13 protein-coding genes, 1 pseudogene and 2 riboswitches are annotated in these 17,730 nt (G+C 43.3%); of the genes and pseudogenes, 10 read left to right on the top strand and 4 right to left on the bottom strand.

Annotation, left to right across the window (positions count from 1 at the left end; all coding sequences use genetic code 11):
* The 3 genes and pseudogenes from G625_RS0105775 to G625_RS21065 form a co-directional block, all read left to right on the top strand.
* Window positions 1-1,515 (top strand): annotated as a pseudogene (locus G625_RS0105775) (DUF1542 domain-containing protein); the annotation flags it as partial.
* A 10-nt stretch (window positions 1,516-1,525) separates the two neighbouring features.
* Window positions 1,526-2,539, top strand: a complete 1,014-nt coding sequence (locus tag G625_RS0105770) for a DUF5640 domain-containing protein (protein WP_029200358.1) — start codon at window positions 1,526-1,528, stop codon at window positions 2,537-2,539.
* 183 nt (window positions 2,540-2,722) lie between these two features.
* Window positions 2,723-3,973: an STAS domain-containing protein gene (locus G625_RS21065; protein WP_049895749.1), complete on the top strand. Its 1,251-nt coding sequence runs from the start codon at window positions 2,723-2,725 to the stop codon at window positions 3,971-3,973.
* Between the two features lie 358 nt (window positions 3,974-4,331).
* Here G625_RS21065 and G625_RS0105760 read toward each other — a convergent pair whose 3' ends face one another.
* Window positions 4,332-5,189 carry an AraC family transcriptional regulator gene (locus G625_RS0105760; RefSeq protein ID WP_029200356.1) on the bottom strand — a complete coding sequence of 286 codons (858 nt, stop codon included), beginning with the start codon at window positions 5,187-5,189 and terminating at the stop codon, window positions 4,332-4,334.
* Between the two features lie 134 nt (window positions 5,190-5,323).
* On the opposite strand from G625_RS0105760, the gene G625_RS0105755 reads away from it, so the two are divergent.
* The 4 genes from G625_RS0105755 to G625_RS0105735 all read left to right on the top strand — a co-directional run bounded on the left by G625_RS0105755 (window position 5,324) and on the right by G625_RS0105735 (window position 9,796).
* The gene (locus tag G625_RS0105755; RefSeq protein ID WP_029200355.1) at window positions 5,324-7,516 is read left to right on the top strand and encodes an alpha-galactosidase; all 2,193 of its coding nucleotides are present in this window, start codon (window positions 5,324-5,326) and stop codon (window positions 7,514-7,516) included.
* A gap of 219 nt (window positions 7,517-7,735) precedes the next feature.
* Complete coding sequence (locus G625_RS0105750) at window positions 7,736-8,185, top strand: HIT family protein (protein WP_044931757.1); 450 nt, start codon at window positions 7,736-7,738, stop codon at window positions 8,183-8,185.
* Between the two features lie 203 nt (window positions 8,186-8,388).
* The gene (locus G625_RS0105745) at window positions 8,389-8,880 is read left to right on the top strand and encodes an NAD(+) diphosphatase (RefSeq protein WP_029200353.1); all 492 of its coding nucleotides are present in this window, start codon (window positions 8,389-8,391) and stop codon (window positions 8,878-8,880) included.
* A gap of 212 nt (window positions 8,881-9,092) precedes the next feature.
* Window positions 9,093-9,166: riboswitch (cyclic di-GMP riboswitch) on the top strand.
* A 110-nt stretch (window positions 9,167-9,276) separates the two neighbouring features.
* A riboswitch (cyclic di-GMP riboswitch) is annotated at window positions 9,277-9,350 on the top strand.
* A gap of 14 nt (window positions 9,351-9,364) precedes the next feature.
* Window positions 9,365-9,796: a CAP domain-containing protein gene (locus G625_RS0105735; protein ID WP_029200352.1), complete on the top strand. Its 432-nt coding sequence runs from the start codon at window positions 9,365-9,367 to the stop codon at window positions 9,794-9,796.
* A 209-nt stretch (window positions 9,797-10,005) separates the two neighbouring features.
* Here G625_RS0105735 and G625_RS23615 read toward each other — a convergent pair whose 3' ends face one another.
* Entirely contained in the window at window positions 10,006-10,299 is a 294-nt protein-coding gene (locus tag G625_RS23615) for a hypothetical protein (protein WP_049895748.1), read from the bottom strand.
* 72 nt (window positions 10,300-10,371) lie between these two features.
* Complete coding sequence (locus G625_RS0105725; protein WP_029200351.1) at window positions 10,372-11,961, bottom strand: Y-family DNA polymerase; 1,590 nt, start codon at window positions 11,959-11,961, stop codon at window positions 10,372-10,374.
* Between the two features lie 195 nt (window positions 11,962-12,156).
* Between G625_RS0105725 and G625_RS22980 the strand changes: the two genes are divergently transcribed.
* The 3 genes from G625_RS22980 to G625_RS0105710 all read left to right on the top strand — a co-directional run bounded on the left by G625_RS22980 (window position 12,157) and on the right by G625_RS0105710 (window position 15,849).
* On the top strand, window positions 12,157-12,702 hold the full coding sequence (locus tag G625_RS22980) for a DUF4298 domain-containing protein (RefSeq protein ID WP_242826596.1): 546 nt from the start codon (window positions 12,157-12,159) through the stop codon (window positions 12,700-12,702).
* Window positions 12,703-12,893: 191 nt separating this feature from the next.
* On the top strand, window positions 12,894-14,090 hold the full coding sequence (locus tag G625_RS0105715) for an FprA family A-type flavoprotein (RefSeq protein ID WP_029200349.1): 1,197 nt from the start codon (window positions 12,894-12,896) through the stop codon (window positions 14,088-14,090).
* A 178-nt stretch (window positions 14,091-14,268) separates the two neighbouring features.
* A complete protein-coding gene (locus tag G625_RS0105710; RefSeq protein ID WP_029200348.1) occupies window positions 14,269-15,849 on the top strand; it encodes a glucose-6-phosphate isomerase in 1,581 nt (526 codons plus the stop codon).
* Between the two features lie 156 nt (window positions 15,850-16,005).
* Here G625_RS0105710 and G625_RS0105705 read toward each other — a convergent pair whose 3' ends face one another.
* Entirely contained in the window at window positions 16,006-17,673 is a 1,668-nt protein-coding gene (locus tag G625_RS0105705; RefSeq protein ID WP_029200347.1) for an AAA family ATPase, read from the bottom strand.
* Window positions 17,674-17,730: the final 57 nt, after the last annotated feature.

Below are 17,730 nucleotides of genomic sequence, written 5' to 3'. Positions count from 1 at the left end.
CTGCTCGACGGCAAGGCCGAGGCTGACTACGACGCGGATGACTGGGCAGCACTGAACCAGGCAATCACAGACGGCAAGGCCGCCATCGACAATGCGACCACGATTGATGAAGTGACCGCAGCAAAGAGCAATACGGAAACAGCTGCGAATGCCGTGAAGACCACAACAGAGAAAAAAGAAGAAGCTGACACTGCAGCAGCAACTGATGTAAGCGATACCATTAACGCCCTTCCGGCAGCCGATGAAGTGACCATAACTGACAAGGAGGCCATCGAAGCGGCAAGAGCGGCATACAACGCCCTGACTGCAGATCAGCAGGCGAAGATATCTGCTGATACGTTAAAGAAGCTGACCGATGCTGAAGACAAGCTTGTGATCCTGCAGGTCATGAGCGAGGTTTCAGCAAAAACAGGCATGACGTACTCGGGAAGTCCGATCCAACTGATCAACACGCCGACGACCGCGCTTCCGGCAGGCTACACCATGAAGTACGCCGTGACCACTACGAACTCAGCCCCTGCGGATAACCTTTATACCACATCCATCCCTGCAAAAACCGACGCCGGAACCTACTATGTATGGTACAAGGCTGTTGGTGATAATGCTCACAGTGACAGCGAAGCTAAAGTCATTTCAGTAACTATCCAGAAAAAGGGAGAAGCCCATACGCATACGTTCAAGCTGGTTGAAGCGAAAGAGCCGACATGTACGGAAGATGGTAATAAAGAATATTATGTATGTCCGGAATGTGGCAGGTGGTTTGAAGATGCGACCGGATCAAAGGAAATAACTGACGGGTCTTCATACAGTATCAAAGCTACAGGTCATAAGTGGGATAAGGTCGAGATCACAAAGGAAGCTACCTATGATGAAGAAGGAATAAGGACTTATACATGTTCAATATGCGGAGAAACAAAAACGGAGTCCATTAAAAAGAAGGAGAGACCAAGCAGTTACGATGATTCTGATGACAGCAGTTCAGATGACAGTGACAGCGGAAGCAACTCAAGCAGCGGTTCTTCCTCTAAGAGATATACAGAAGCTCAGGCAAAGGTTGATCAGATCAATAACGTAAGCACATACAGCATTCCCGAGAACCATCAGGTTGAGTCAGGAGTACCTGCCAGTGACATAGGCGGAAGATGGGGTAATAATGCTAATGCTGACACCTGGACATACACAAAGTCAGACGGAACTTTAGCTAAATCCGAGTGGATGAGCCTCGACTACAATGGTCTCAGATATTGGTATTACTTCAATGAGGATGGAAACATGCAGACTAACTGGTTTGACTATAAAGGCGAGAGGTTTTACCTGATGCCGGAAAAGGATGGCTGGCGTGGCAGAATGGCAACCGGCTGGAAGAACATCGAAAACAAGTGGTACTATTTCGACATTGTACCGGGATCATCACAGGGAAGACTTTACAGGTCTACAGTGACACCTGACGGACATACAGTTGGTGCCGATGGTGCCTGGAACGGCGTTGGTGCGACACCTGTAGGGCAGGAGTAAGGAGTTTAGAATGAAAAGAAAATTAATAAAAGGTCTTGAAATGCTCGTGATGGCCGGCTTCCTGGTTACAGCTGTAGGAAGTAATGCCCATGCCACCGAGAATCAGGTCAATGAAAATACAGAAAACAGTTCTCAGCAGAATGAGAAAAAGTCGGAAGAGAAGAATACTGATACCGGGAATGATGATACTGATAAAAAGGGCTCTGATACAGACAACTCAGAATCTGTAAACAAAGACCAAGACAAGTCCGGTACGGATACTGATAATTCAAATAAAGGCTCAGATAAGTCTGACTCAACATCGGATAATAAAGCCGGTGAAAAAGACACGTCAGGCAAGGATGAGTCAGATGGTAAGTCTGATGATAAGTCAAAAGATGCGGATAAAGACTCAACTGATGATAAATCAAAGGATGTAGACAAGGACTCAACTGATGATAAATCAGGAGATACAGATAAGGATTCAACTGATGATACGGAACAGATTGAAGAAGGTAAAGTAGCTGCTTCGGAAGATGGATCAGATTCAGAAAATAAAGACAAGGATGATTCAGATAAAGAAACCGATGGTGAAACAGATGAATCCGGCGAAGTTCCTGAGTCCGAAGAAACTGTAGCATCAACAGAAGACCTTGAAGAGACAACGGCAGAGGAAACATTAGCTGAGACAGAAGCTCTGATAGAAGAAACTGTTCCTGCAGAGACGACGGCACCGGCGGAGACATTGGCAGAAAAGAAAAAGGAGTACCTCACCATGGAAGACCTGGAAGGACTTTGGAGCATCGATGACATCACTTCCTACCGCTTCACAAAGAGTGGATCAGGGGCTCTGGTACTTCCGGAGCACAGCTACAGCTTCGACTATGAGCTAGAAGAAGATACTCTCAAGTTAGATTTCGAGAAGAGTAACCTCAGGGACTCAACCTTCAAGGTATCTATCGTGGACGGAGTCATGAACCTTCAGTGTCTGGATGAGTATTTCGAGAATGAGTATGAGCTTATAAGGAAACTCGAAATTCATTAGACTAGATGCGGTTAACATAAATCCATCGTTATGTGAATTTGAAGAAAAGGAATTTCTGAAAAAAAGATTAAACTAACGTATTAAAAAAGAACGCTATTGAAAACACCCATAGCGTTCTTTTTTTTATTATTTTTATCGTGCAGCCGATATATGAAATATCAATTTTTTTTGAGGAGGAACAGCATGGAAAAAGAATCCATTGACTACAGTGTACAGGCACGGACGAATCCCGTTTTTATGACGGCTAAGACGGCGGTATGCCTGATGGCGCAGGCCGGTATCCCGAATGCCGCCGAAATCGTCAATAGGCTGGGGCTTGGCAGCGCCGAGGAGGTTTCAGGTATGAAGGATTCCGGAACTATTCTCGGAAATGAGCTTGTGGTGGAGGCTAAGTACCGCACCATGTGCCGTCTGATCGAAGAATCCGGCTATAAAATCAACGTGGATCTACCCTGTGGATATACTCCTAAGGCTTTGCATTTAACGGCAAAGGGTCTTAAATTCATAGGTCTGGACCTGCCGATCGTTGCGAATGAGGTGGGTCCGATTCTCTCTGATCTCACCGATCATCCCGAGAGAATGCTTTTTGAGGGGGTGGATGCCACCAATCCGGATTCACTTATAGCAGCACTTAAGGATGTTCATGAACCCATCTGCCTGACCACTGAGGGGATGATGATGTACTTCACCGACAGCGAGGTCAATGCAGTCATCACCAATGTACGCAGCCTCCTTGAAGCACACGGTGGCTGCTGGATCACTCCGGACCCGGAATATATCCTGCAATTCACGTTGACCTTCAAGTCTGTTCTTGGAGAGGACGCCCTTCAGAAACTGATGGCATCCAGAGATGCCGCATCGGGGCAGTCCGACGCCGGCAGCCTGACCAATGCTTTTATCATCAACCCAATGGACGTTCCGGCATCATTGGACAGAGTAACAGCTCTTTTGGCAGTACATGGACTGAAGGCAAGGCGTGTGAATCTGGCCGAGCACATGCCGGAGCTGACGGTCTATCAAAAGCTGACGGGAAAACAGACAGATGCATTCAAGGAAGCAATGCGCAGCTGTCATTACTGGGTTATCACACCTGAGGAGCATTGGAAAGCCTCTGATGTCCGGCAAACAGACAGCACCTTCTCCATGGATCATATGGTGTCGGACGGGGTCTTACGAGTGAATCTTCGCGGTCGAATGGACACCATCACTGCGCCTGAGCTTTTGAAGGTCTGGGAGACTGAAAAGTCAAATAATACCATAACAAAGGCAGAAATCAATTGTGCCCGGCTTCAATACATTTCTTCTGCGGGGCTGCGTGTACTGATGATACTTCAAAAAGGCGGTGCCAAGGTTCGTCTCACCGGTGTCAATGACACTGTATGGGAGATACTGGAAACAACCGGATTTATCAATATCTTTGAGGTTGCAAGATAAATAATGGTTAACAGAAAATATTGTGATCTCTTAAAAGATGGTTTCGGATATAAAATGGCTGCTGGACATATTGCCGCCTGATACCGGACTTATACAAAAAATCCGCAACATTTTCTCGAATGGGGAGGGGGAGAAAATGGATTGCGGATTTTTTCACGGCACCGCCATTGGATTGGTCACAGTGCATTAACAAGTTTCTATTTACTATATCTTGTATTTACAATATTATAATATCACAACATTTTGCTTTCAGCATTAGTTTTTAAGAGATTTTATAATTATTTTATTGTTTTTATTGTCGTATTATAGCTGATTTACAAAGTTTATTATTCGGCTGTTGAAGTATCGTGTAAGGGGGTCAGCCCCCCTTACGATTTTCTGATTCTGCACGGTAAATGGACGGAGAATTGCCGAATACTTTTTTATATGCTTTCGAAAAAGTGAATATGTCCTTATAGCCAACCAGGTTTGAAATAGTCTGAACGGACTCGCCCGTTTCTTTCAGAAGCCGGTTGGCTTTTTTCATGCGGTAATTCATAAGATATTCCTGGATGCTTGAACCGGTGGCATCTTTAAAGATTCTGGACATATAACTTCTGTTGAGCCCGCAAAGCTCTGCAATCTGAGTGACTTGCAGAGGTTCTGAATATTTTATCTGGATGATGTGTATGATACGCTGCACAAAATCCAGTTGTGTGTTTGGCCTGGAAAGCTGCCGGTTTACGGAGGTTGATGTGACATGATCCATGATTTCAAATAGCTTTGAAATGCAATACAGTTCTCTGTCTCGTTTTTCAGAAATATCCCTGTAAAGTTCAGGCATAGGAGAGGAGTCGACGTCTGAGACAAATACAGGATTATCCTCTGACAGACCCGCCTTTGTCCATATTTCAGCCAGTCTTGCACCGCCTATATGCAGCCAGAAATAGGACCAGGGATCATTCCTGTCAGCTGTATATAGAGCCTTGACTTCATGAGGGATGAGAAAGCCCTGACCGGCTTCTACAGTATACTCGCGGTTTTTTATATAAAGCTTACCCTTGCCTGAAAGAACAAAATGGAATATATCTCTGGGACGTGCAACAGGACCATAGGAATATAGCGGAGGGCAGTTGAAGTTACCTATTTCATAAAGTGAAAGATCATCGGACCAGTCATAATCAAGAAAGGCATGATCATCAAATCTTCCGACGGACGCAGTTGTCTGAACTCTCATAAACACTCCTTTGATAAGTCACAAAAAGACAAATTCTAAACGCATTATAACATACTAAAAGATGCAAAAATAGCGTAGTATAGCCATGTCCAAATATTATGAAATATAATTTGCAAGGCAAAAGGAGTGTCATTATGGCAATAGTTTTTGATGAAACAAAAAAGTTTTTCAGACTGCTTACAGAGAATACAGAGTACCAGATGAAGATAGATGACATCGGACTCCTCTTACATACATATTATGGAAGACCGACCTATGGGACTGATATGAGTTACCAGATTATACCTGTGGACAGAGGATTTTCAGGAAATCTTTATGAGTACCGTCTTGACAGGGGTCGTTCCATAGATGTACTCCCTCAGGAGTTTTCAGGATGCGGAGTCGGGGATTTCAGAGTCAGCTCATTACATCTCATAGCTGAAAATGGCAGCAGAAGCTGTGATCTGAGATATAAATCATATAAGATACTTGAGAAAAAGCCTGAGATACCGGGGCTTCCTTCGGTGAGACAGTATGATGATGAAGTAAGCACACTTGTCATTACTATGGAAGATGAGATCATCGGATTGACAGTTGAGCTTTACTATTCTGTATTTGCTGAAAAAGATATCATCGTTAGACATACAAGATTTATCAATGCCTCGGACAATGCTATCCGTCTGGAGAAGGCTTCCTCAGCTACCCTTGACATTCTTTACGGAAGCTGGGATGAGATACATTTTGTGGGAAAGCATACCATGGAACGAGAGATGACCCGTCATAAACTGGATCAGGATATCAGAGTCATCAGCTCGAAGAGAGGCATGAGCAGCCACCATCAGAATCCTTTCGTGATTCTTTGTGATCATGAGGCCACAGAAACAACGGGCGACTGCATTGGCATGATGCTTATGTACTCGGGAAATCACAAGTTCGAGATCGAGCAGGATCAGGCCGGAGCCGTGCGTGTGGTTTCCGGTATCAATGACGAAGGCTTCTCCTGGATGCTTGAAAAGGGTACATCATTTGACACTCCTGAGGCTATCATGACTTTTACGGATCAGGGTCTCGAAAAGCTCAGCCACAATTACCATAACCTTATCCGTGATAATGTCTGCGACCGGAAGTATAGAGACCTGAAGAGACCTGTTCTCATAAATAACTGGGAAGCTACTTACTTTGATTTCAATGCTGAGAAGATCATAGACATCGCAAGATCTGCTTCGGAACTGGGAGTAGAAATGATGGTCCTTGATGACGGCTGGTTCGGAAAGCGTGACGATGATAATTCAGGTCTCGGTGACTGGTTTGTTAATGAAAAGAAGCTTGTTGGCGGACTCAAGAGAATATCAGACGAAACCGATAAGCTTGGCATGAAGTTCGGTCTCTGGTTTGAGCCGGAGATGATCAATGAGGATTCGGAGCTTTTCAGAAAGCATCCGGAGTGGGCTTTGAGGGATCCGGACAGACTCCCGAACATGTCACGAAACCAGATGGTGCTGGATATGAGCAATAAGGAAGTGGAGGATTACCTTTTCGACTGTATCAGCAAAATCCTTGCAAGTGCTCATATTTCCTATATTAAGTGGGACTTTAACAGATCTGTATGTAATGTTTACTCCAACAAGCTCCCGGCAGACCGTCAGGGGGAGGCTGGCCACAGATTTATGCTGGGAACCTACTCACTGCTGGATCGACTTTTAAAGGCTTATCCGGAGCTTATGATCGAAGGCTGCTCAGGCGGCGGCGGACGTTTTGATGCGGGAATGATGTATTACTGTCCTCAGATCTGGTGCTCAGATGATACCGATGCCATCGAAAGACTTGAGATCCAGGAGGGAACCTCATTTGGTTATCCTGTAAGCACTGTAGGAAGCCATGTTTCAGCGGTTCCGAATCACCAGACAGGAAGAAGCACACCTTTTGAGACCCGCGGCATTGTTGCCATGTCCGGAACCTTTGGCTATGAGCTTGATATAACGAAGCTTACAGAGGAGGAGCGTGAGAAAGTAAAGGATCAGATAAAAACTTTCAATAGATTCTATTGGCTTATACAAAAGGGAGATTACTACAGAATCACACCGGAAAGTCAGCGTGAGATTTATAAAGCCTGGGAGTTTGCGGCAGCCGATAAGTCTGAGGTTCTTGTCAATGTTGTAGTCAAGAAAGCTCAGGCTAATGCAAAGATCAAGAACATAAAGCTCAGAGGCCTTGACGAGGAGGCTGTATACGTACTGGAAGGAACAGAGCAGAAAATGACCGGCGCCGCACTGATGTACGGTGGTTACGCCATGAATTTATCCATGGGAGATTATCCGGCGGTACAGCTGCACTTCATAAGGGTATAATGCAGCACAACAGTTGATTAAAAGCTTTCCAAAGATGAATGTAAAGTTATTCATCTTTGGAAGGCTTTTATTATTAATGTTTTCTATACGGATATGAATATAATAATAACAGGTAAATCCTTTAAAATATCCTTTTATAATGTGACATGAAGTGCTATACTATCCAAAAATGTAAGCGATTACACAAATCATGTTTATTACTATTTTGGAGGTATTTTTATGGCACAGGATATGGCGAAAGAGCATCCGGACTGCGCATATTGCGCAAAGGGCGAGCTGGTAGAAAAGTTTGGTTATGAAATCTGCGAGCTCCCTTCTTCAACAGTTTATCTTTTTAAGGAACAGAGCCATCCGGGTAGATGTATAGTTGCATCAAAGCATCATGTATCTGAGATGCTGGACATTTCTCTCGAGGAGCGTAACGCATTTATCGCAGACGTGGCAACCGTTGCTGATGCTATCCACAAGGTTTTCAAGCCGGAAAAGGTAAACTATGGAATGTACGGTGATACAGGCTGTCATCTCCACATGCATCTGGTTCCAAAGTACAAGGATCAGTTCGAGTGGGGCGGAACCTTCGCCATGGATCCGAACCTGAAAAAGATACAGGATCAGGCTGAACTTGAGAAAATCGCAGCACCTCTTCGTGATGCAATTCTTGGCAAGTGAAGGCCGGCAACCCTCAGAGAATCAATGATCAGATAATATGCATTCTATCATCTTTGTCATAGAACTTAAGCGGTTAAGATCCGGTACATTCGGATTTTTAACCGCTAATTTTTCTTTTATAAATCCTATTATCAGTAAACTGTGTTACGATATAGTTAATATTTTAAGAACGGTGAATATAGGAATATCGATAGGAGTTAAGTATGAGCGAAAAATATTGTCAGGTATGCGGTTCTGAATTAATTGAGAAGGAATTGGAAGGAGAAGGCATGGTGCCTTTTTGCCCTTCCTGCAATGAGTTCAGGTTCCCCATGTACAATGTGGCTGTAAGCATGATCGTTATCAATAAAAAGACAAACAAGATACTCCTCATCAAGCAATATGGCAGGGATGTCTATATCCTTGTTGCCGGATATGTCAACAGAGGTGAACAGTTAGAGCATGCTGTAGTAAGAGAACTTAAAGAGGAAACCGGTATGACTGCATCACATATCCGATTCAACAGAACTAAATTCTTTGAGCCATCAAACACCTTGATGTGCAATTTTACAGTATTTGTTGATTCTGACAGCGAGCTTTCCACCAATAAGGAAATCGATTCATTTAACTGGTTCGCCTTTGATGATGCAAGAAAAAATATTAAACCGGGAAGTCTTGCCGCCGAGTTCCTGAATGCATATCTGGATGAGTTATAGTCATATTTAAGATGACAAAATATGTGGGGCTTGATATTATTAAAAAGTGAGCATCAAAACACAAATTAAAATCAAAAATTAATTGATTAATTTTAAGGAAAAGGCTTGCGATTTAAAAAATCTATAGTATAATTAGTATTGTAAAGAGGAGATGAGAAAAGAAAGGAATCAGAAAAACGGTTCGCTTCTCTTTAAACTAAGATCCAACCTAGATCTTAGTTGGGCAAACCCGGAGAAATCCGGCGACGCAAAACTACAGGGGCCGAAAGGCCAGCCAGTTGCAATCTTCATGGAGCAGAGCTCCGAAGGTTAGTTCTCGAATCAGAATTAATTCAAGAAGGTTCTAGGTTAACTGGCACAGGGTACAAAACCCGGTGCCAATTTTTTTATCCCGATTCACTTAAATAGCAAACCCGGAGAAATCCGGCGACGCAAAGCTATAGGGACCGAAAGGTCAGCCAGCTGCACTTGAAAGGAAAAGAAAATGAGAAACCTTGTTAGAACAATATTCGTAGCAATCTTCTTCGCAGTAATGATGACACTTACATCTTTTGCACAGACTGACCTTGAGGCTCAGGCACTTGCAAAGGTTAATGAGATAAGAATAGCAAACGGACTTTCAGCAGTTCAGTACAGCGCATCACTTGAGACAACATCAGTAGTAAGAGCAAACGAGATCACAACTAAGTTCTCACACACAAGACCGGACGGATCAGACTGGTACACAGTAAATGCAGATCTTCAGTACGGCGAGAATCTTGCAGAAGGCTACAACACAGCAGACGAAGTAGTAAACGCTTGGATGGCATCACCTACACACAAAGCAAACATCTTAAAGCCGGACTTTAATACATGTGCAATCTCAACAACAACTCAGAACGGCAGAACATACTGGGCACAGGAATTCGGAATCTGATTAAAACAAATATAACGGAAAAACCTCTCCTTTATAGATAAATCCTACGCAAATAGAAGACCCTGTCGGAATAGTCCGGCAGGGTCTTTTAGTTTTGCAGGTCGAGACTACGTGCCACGTGCTGCTTCAGGTATTTCGGGCAGCAAAACGATCAAGCCTGTGGCACATAAACCCACCCGCTATACGGGTGGGTGTTCAAGTTTTGCAGGCTATCGTTGATTATTCATCGTCGGAACTGTCCACAGCGGATCCTGGACAGACCCCGGATCAAAAGTCACTGAAGTAGGATTTTTTTCGGAAAAACCTGCTTCCTTTTCTGCTTTCCTGGCTTCCTCGCTCACCATGTCCTCGTATCCTGTCAGTGCAGCGAACGGAGCAAACTGAGCGGCACGGTCATAGAGACTCATGTGAGGTCTGGTGGGACTCTGCCAGTGCGGGTGGTGGAATATGTCCGCATAAACAATCTCCGGATCCGGTTCTTTATTTGTTATTCCTTTTGTCATATAATTCTCCATTCCTCCGCTTTGAGTCGGGTGCATAAAAAATAATGAATAGTATTATTTACACTACATACTTCATTCTGCCTTGTGACCACCGATCTGGCCGTTCCTTGCAATCGTCATGGCACCTTTTTTCAGATTCATTCCCTTGAGAACAGCATTCTTGCCGAATTTTTCCTGCAAAAGCAGCGTTGCCTTTTGCAGATTTTTTTCCCGTTTATCTTCTGCATCCTCTGCAGCTTTCTGTTTCTCCAATGTTTCATAGTCCGTGAAGAGATCCATCTGGAAAGGTGCGCCGGCAGGTATCTTATCTTCAGGTATCAGATCACAGGCCACAACATTAACACGACGGATCACAAGATCCTGATCAACGATGCGATCATACAGTTCAAGCATCACCTCCATGATCCGCTTTGTGGAACTCGTCCAACGGTCTATATTTCCTGTTCCATGTGCATGATATGGAAGGGGGCGGCCGTATGGATCCATAGTCACTTTCCCGGAATATCTTTTTCCTGTCTTCGTATTCCTAAAGGTCGAATCCTGAGGAGACCTTCCTTTATACTCATATTCAATGCTTGTCCTGTCATAGCCCAGGGTCAGTTCGATCCTTTTTGTTACCAGACCCTTACGCACTAAATCAAGAACCAGAAGTTCTGTCATTTCCTGTACGATCAAACGGGCATCTGTGCTGTCATAGGGTTCCATCAGAACCTGTCCGGATGACAAACTGTTCGTTTCAGGCTTATAGGATTTGATGGTTGCTATCTCTGTAGGTTCCCATCCCCAGGCATGGTCTATCAGGAGTTCGGCATTAACACCCAGGGCCTTGTACAGGGAAGACTCATCCACTTCACTCTGTCTTGCTATATCACCCATGGTATAAATCCCCATGCTTTCAAGCCTTTTAGATATGCCTCGTCCCACCCGCCAGAAGTCAGTGAGAGGAGTATGGCACCAAAGGAGCTTCCGATATCTCATTTCATCAAGCTCTGCTATACGTACACCCTGTTCGTCAGCAGGAGCGTGCTTCGCAACTATATCCATGGCTATCTTTGCAAGATACATATTGGTGCCAATGCCGGCGGTAGCGGTTATCCCGGTTTCATCCAAAACCTCCCGAATCATCTTCATTGCCAGTTCATGGGCAGTGAGAGAGTAGGTTTTGAGGTAACCGGTAACGTCGATAAAACATTCATCGATGCTGTACACGTGGATGTCCTCTGCGGAAACGAAGCGGAGATATATGGAGAAGACCCTGGTACTTATTTGCTCATACAGTTTCATTCTCGGAGGAGCTATGATATAGGATAGTTCCAAAGAGGGGTCAGCCTCAAGTGCCTCTCTGTCATAAGAGGCAGAGGAGAAACCATATTTACCTGTGCTCTCATCTTTCACTGCCACACCAAGCCGGATTGCGTTTCTGAGACGTTCTTCATTGACTTCCTTCACGCGCTTTATGACCTCAAAGAGCCTGGCGCGGCCGCTGATTCCGTAAGCCTTCAGGGATGGGCTGACAGCAAGACATATCGTTTTCTCGGTCCTTGATGCATCCGCTACTACAAGGTTTGTGGTCAGAGCATCGTATTTTCTTTCTGTAAGCTCGCAGCTGGCATAAAATGATTTTAAATCGATGGCAATGAACCATTTCTGTGAAGTGCCCATGTTTAGGTGATTCCTTTCTCTGTGGGAGAATGCTGAGTGCCCTTTATAACTATATTGTGTTCTTTTTCAGAACGCGTCCTATATCAGAAGATAGTATATTTATTCTAACAAATCAGATTCAGTAAGACGATAATATTTAAGATTTCTATGGTAAAATTGATACGGTCAGGAATGAAGAAATGAGGGGATTAGGCTATGAACAAACAAAATATGGCTGAGGGACAGATTTCACAGGTGGATAAAACGTACAGTCAGTTAAAGACCGTACAGAAAGAAAAGATAGGCAGCTGGATGTATGAGGCATATAAGAAACAGTCAGAGGAGAAACTATCCGATGATGAAGCCCTTCAATATGTCTTTGGTAAAATCGAAGCAGAACAGATCCGGATTCCTTACACAGAGATAGAAAAGAAGTACAGTGAAAAGAAAAAGCAGTACAGGGATCGTTTTGCAGCCGAGAATATTCCAAAGCACCTTAATGAGATGGAAGAAATCCTTGACAGGGCGATACAGAGGATGGACGCTCTTGAAAAGAAGATGGCTGAGTATGAAAAATTCCAGACTGAGATACAGGTACTGGAAAAGTATTATACAAGTCAGCAATGGAAGGATGACTTCGCCATGGACGAAAAGGGTAAACTTCCCGAGAGACTGAAAAGGGGTATTCTTTCGGAGGACGGTATCTATAACATGCTGGAGCGCAATAAGGAGCTCCTTGAAAGGATAAAGGAAAAGCATTAATAGTTGTAAATGCTTGTTTAAACCATAGAAACTTAGATGAATTGATTAAAAACTAATGTCCAATGAGTTTCCGTTGGTTTATAATTGTGGTCAGACGCAACTAAACAGAGACAGAGGGAATAGAGTCTTACAAGAGTTTAGATTATGTATTTTCTACGTCCCTGAAAAATACATATTTAGGAGGAAACATTATGTACAATGTGAGAGAAGTACAGAAAGACATTTGGTGGCTGGGAGCTTCCGACAGAAGGCTGGAGCTTTTTGAAAATGTTTATCCCGTGCCGGCGGGCATGTCTTATAACAATTATGTGATCCTTGACGACAAGACCTGTCTTATGGATGGAATAGATGATGCCGTTTCACGTCAGTTCCTGGATAATCTCGACCATGTCCTTGCGGGCAGAGCCCTTGATTACATGGTGGTTCAGCATATGGAGCCGGATCATTGTTCCTGCATTCCTGAACTCCTTTCGAGATATCCGGAGATGAAGATTGTGGCATCTCAGAAAGCCATACAGATGATCGACCAGTTCTATCACATCAAGGTTGAAGGTATCGCAGTAAAGGAAAAGGATACACTTGAGCTTGGACATCATACACTTAATTTCTTCACGGCACCTATGGTTCACTGGCCGGAGGTTATCGTTACTTACGAGTCTTCTACAGGAACATTGTTCTCGGCAGATGCATTCGGAGCCTTTGGAGCCATGAGTGGAAACATTTTCGCAGATGAGGTTGACTGGGATCAGGACTGGAAGTCTGAAGCCAGAAGATATTATGTCAATATCGTCGGAAAATACGGGGTACAGACCAATGCACTTCTTAAGAAGGCAGCAGCTCTTGATATCAGGATGATTCTCCCTCTCCACGGCCATCTTTGGAGAAGCGATTTCGGAAAGATAATTGATCTCTATACCAAGTGGGCGACCTATACTCCGGAAAAGAATTCAGTTGCTGTTTTCTATGGCTCGGTTTACGGAAATACTGCCAATGCCGCCGACATTCTCGCTATGGATCTTGCGGAGCTTGGTGTTAAGGACGTAAAGGTTTTTGATGTTTCCAAAACACATTTTTCATACCTGCTTTCCACAGCATTTGAGTATTCAACACTTGTATTTGCAAGTGCAACCTACAATGCAGAGATATTTGACCATATGCATACATTCCTTACAGACATTAAGAACCATAATCTGTCCGGAAGAAAGGTTGGACTCATCGAAAACGGAAGCTGGGCATCGATGGCAGGGAAGAAGATGACAGAGCTCCTCGGCACCATGAAGGACATGACCATCCTGGAGCCTTCCGTTAAGTTGACATCCTCTGTGGATGATGCATCCAGGGCACAGCTGAAGGAACTTGCAACAGCACTTGCTGAAAGCCTAAAGTAATCACGAATGCCCTTTACGTTTTAAAAGAGGCTATGCAGGACAGTTTAAACAAATGTATTCAGCTGCATTTATTTCTTGCGATTTGCCGCAATAAAAGCGATAATGTAGCTATTGGATTTTAATAAAAAACCAGACAAATTTAATCCGTGAAGGTACATGGTTAAGGAGGAATCTGAACATGACAAACTGGAACAATCTTGATACTTTAAAGTCTTATCAGGAACTTAAAAATGTTAAGCACATTAATCTTGTGGAGGCTATGTCAGGTGCAAAGGGCGCTGAGAGAGTCGGCAAGTATTCTGTACCGATGGCAGCAGGTCTTACTTACAATTATGCTTCCAAAGAGGTTGATGATGATGTATTAAAGGCACTTGCAGCTCTTGCTGATGAGGCTCAGCTTACCGAAAAGTATCAGGCTCTTTATGAGGGAGAGGTTATCAATACAGGCGAGAAGAGAATGGTTCTCCATCATCTCACCAGAGGTCAGCTTGGAAAAGACGTTATTGCAGACGGGGTGAACAAGCGTGAGTTTTATGTTAATGAGCAGAAGAGGATCGCAGAGTTTGCAAACAAGGTGCACTCAGGTGAGATTGCCAATGCAAAAGGCGAGAAGTTTACAACAGTAGTTCAGATCGGTATCGGCGGAAGTGATCTTGGTCCTCGTGCTATGTACCTTGCACTTGAGAACTGGGCAAAGAAGCATGATACCTTCAAGATGGAGGCCAAGTTCATCAGTAATGTTGATCCTGATGATGCAACAGCTGTACTTAATTCAATCGATGTTGCTCATTCACTTTTCATACTTGTTTCAAAGTCAGGAACAACTCTTGAGACACTTACAAACCAGTCCTTTGTTATGGATGCGTTAAAGAAGGCAGGTCTTGATGCTTCAAAGCACATGATCGCTGTTACTTCAGAGACATCACCGCTTGCTCACAGTGATGATTTCATTACAGCCTTCTACATGGATGACTATATCGGCGGACGTTACTCCAGTACCTCCGGAGTAGGCGGTGCAGTTCTTTCACTTGCCTTTGGACCGGAAGTATTTGCAGACTTCCTTGATGGTGCGGCAGCAGAAGACAAGCTCTCAACAAACAAGGATGCTTTAAAGAATCCTGCAATGCTTGATGCACTTATCGGCTTCTATGAGAGAAACGTACTTGGATACCCTTGCACAGCGGTTCTTCCTTACTCTCAGGCACTCAGCCGTTTCCCTGCACACCTTCAGCAGCTTGACATGGAGTCTAACGGTAAGAGCGTTAACCGTTTCGGTGAGCCTATTGATTATGTAACAGGTCCTGTTATCTTCGGTGAGCCGGGAACAAACGGACAGCACAGCTTCTATCAGCTCCTTCACCAGGGAACAGACATCGTGCCTCTTCAGTTTATCGGATTCCGCAACAACCAGTGTGAGAATGACGTAGACATCCAGGGCAGCACCAGCCAGCAGAAGCTTTGTGCCAATGTTGCAGCCCAGATCGTAGCATTTGCCTGCGGAAAGTCTGACGAGAACAAGAACAAGAATTTCGAGGGCGGCCGTCCATCAAGCATCATTATCGGTGATCAGCTTGATCCCAAGGCTCTCGGTGCACTTCTTGCTCACTTCGAGAACAAGGTAATGTTCCAGGGCTTCATCTGGAATATCAACAGCTTTGACCAGGAAGGCGTTCAGCTTGGAAAGACTCTCGCAAAGAAGGTTCTTGCCCATGAAACAGAGGGCGCACTTGCAGAGTACAGCAAGCTTCTTAATATTTAATAACGGTTATTTTAACTTATAAATTATTCCGGGTGAGGCTTATTGAGTCCCTTTTCAAGAGGTTTTTTTGAAATTTCACAAAGACTATTCTTCAAGCAAAGGATAATGAAAAGCTGCCGATGCCAGAGTGCATCGGCAGCTTTTTTGGTATTCGATCTATTTAACAAGTGCGATCCGGCATTTCTTACCTTTAAAGGACATTCCATATTTTATAAGGTTATCATAACCTTCATATGTTAGCTGGCTTTCGTACTCTTTTTGAATGATTTGATTGGACGCTTCTTTAAGCGCACTTTCCAATTCTGAAATGTTTTCAACATGCTTAAGCTCAATCAGTAATCCTCGTTTTCTGGACGGATCAAGTATGATAAGATCGCTTCTGCCATATCCGGATTCTCTTTCTGACTGAACAATATATCCTTTTCCGGTAAAGAAACCATCCAATATCAAATGATAGCTATATTCTCTATATTCGTGATAAAAAGAAAGAGTTGATTCAAGTATCTGATTTAAGGATTGTTCTGCTTTTTCGATATTTCTGTACCATAATGCCTGAACAAAATCATTTACAAATACATTGTCAATCTTATCCTGAAAATAATTCCATACTTCTTGCCTGAATACAACCTGTATTTCCTTATTTGGGATTCGAAGAGGCATAAGCTGCATTTCTTCAGTAACCGCTTTAGTCAGATATCCGGTTTCAAGAAGGGCAGACCATAAGTTATTGCCTCTTTCATATATTCTATTATATGGAATAGTGTCATCTACTATACAATCAATAGAGTTGCCTGAAAGTAATTGCTCAAAGTTCTCTGTCACAGCTTCTGTTTTGCCAAGGAAACCGTGTATCAGATTCTGAGAGGTCTCAGATGTATTGACCCAATAGCTCTTCGGACCCATGGACTCACTATAGGTACCATCAAGCTTTGAACGGACATAAAGAAGAACATCCCATGGACAGTACATTTTTTCTCTTCCAAAAATATATCCGTCATACCAATCAGAAATAATATCATACTGGTCTTCGAGACCTGCATCTTTAAGTACTCTTTTTACATTTTCATCTGTAAAACCAATTGCTCCTGCAAAGTTCGGCGAAAGAACAGTATAAGGGATAATATTATTTACTCCCGTATAAGTACTGTTTTTTACTGTATAGAAGCAGCCTGAGAGAATGACACCTTTGACATTATCATTGGTTTTGCATACAAAACTCAGCATATGCTCTATCATGTCACTGACACGGTCATACTCGGGCCTGCCCAATGCTTTTGCCATAGGGACATCATATTCGTCTATTATTACGAACACCTGCTTATGGTAATGGTCATGAAGCATCCTTGATAGAAGATCGAGGGATGCTACTGTATTTGTCTCGTCAGCCTTCTGATACTCAAGATCCGAAAACACTGCCTTATCAGCATCGTTAACTCCTTCGTCATTAAGAATGTCTTCGATTTTTTTACAGTAATTTGCTATTAACAGCTGTAAATTTCGATATGTTTTTTCAAAACTAACTCCGTATATTTCTTTTAAAGATAAAAAAATTACAGGATATTTGTTCATATATTTATCAACAACGTCCTGTTTTTTTATTATTTCCAGATTGTTGAAAATGTCATGACTGTCCTGTCTGATATCCAGAAAGTCTCTGAACATCGTCATCGTTAATGTTTTTCCAAACCTGCGTGGCCTTGCAAAGAGAACTGCTTTATCAAATTTGTCTACCAGATACTCTTCAATAATGCCGGTTTTATCAATATAGTATGAATCATTTTCTATAAGATCCCGAAAGCTGTCATAGGATGTCCGTATATTCATAATATCAACTCCATAAAACATACATTTTTCTAGAATTATACTATTTCTAAAACATTC

Source organism: Oribacterium sp. NK2B42 (assembly GCF_000424445.1).
Taxonomy (GTDB): Bacteria; Bacillota; Clostridia; order Lachnospirales; family Lachnospiraceae; genus Oribacterium.
The sequence above is the reverse complement of the archived record's forward strand: the minus strand, read 5'-3'. Positions and strand labels throughout refer to the sequence as shown.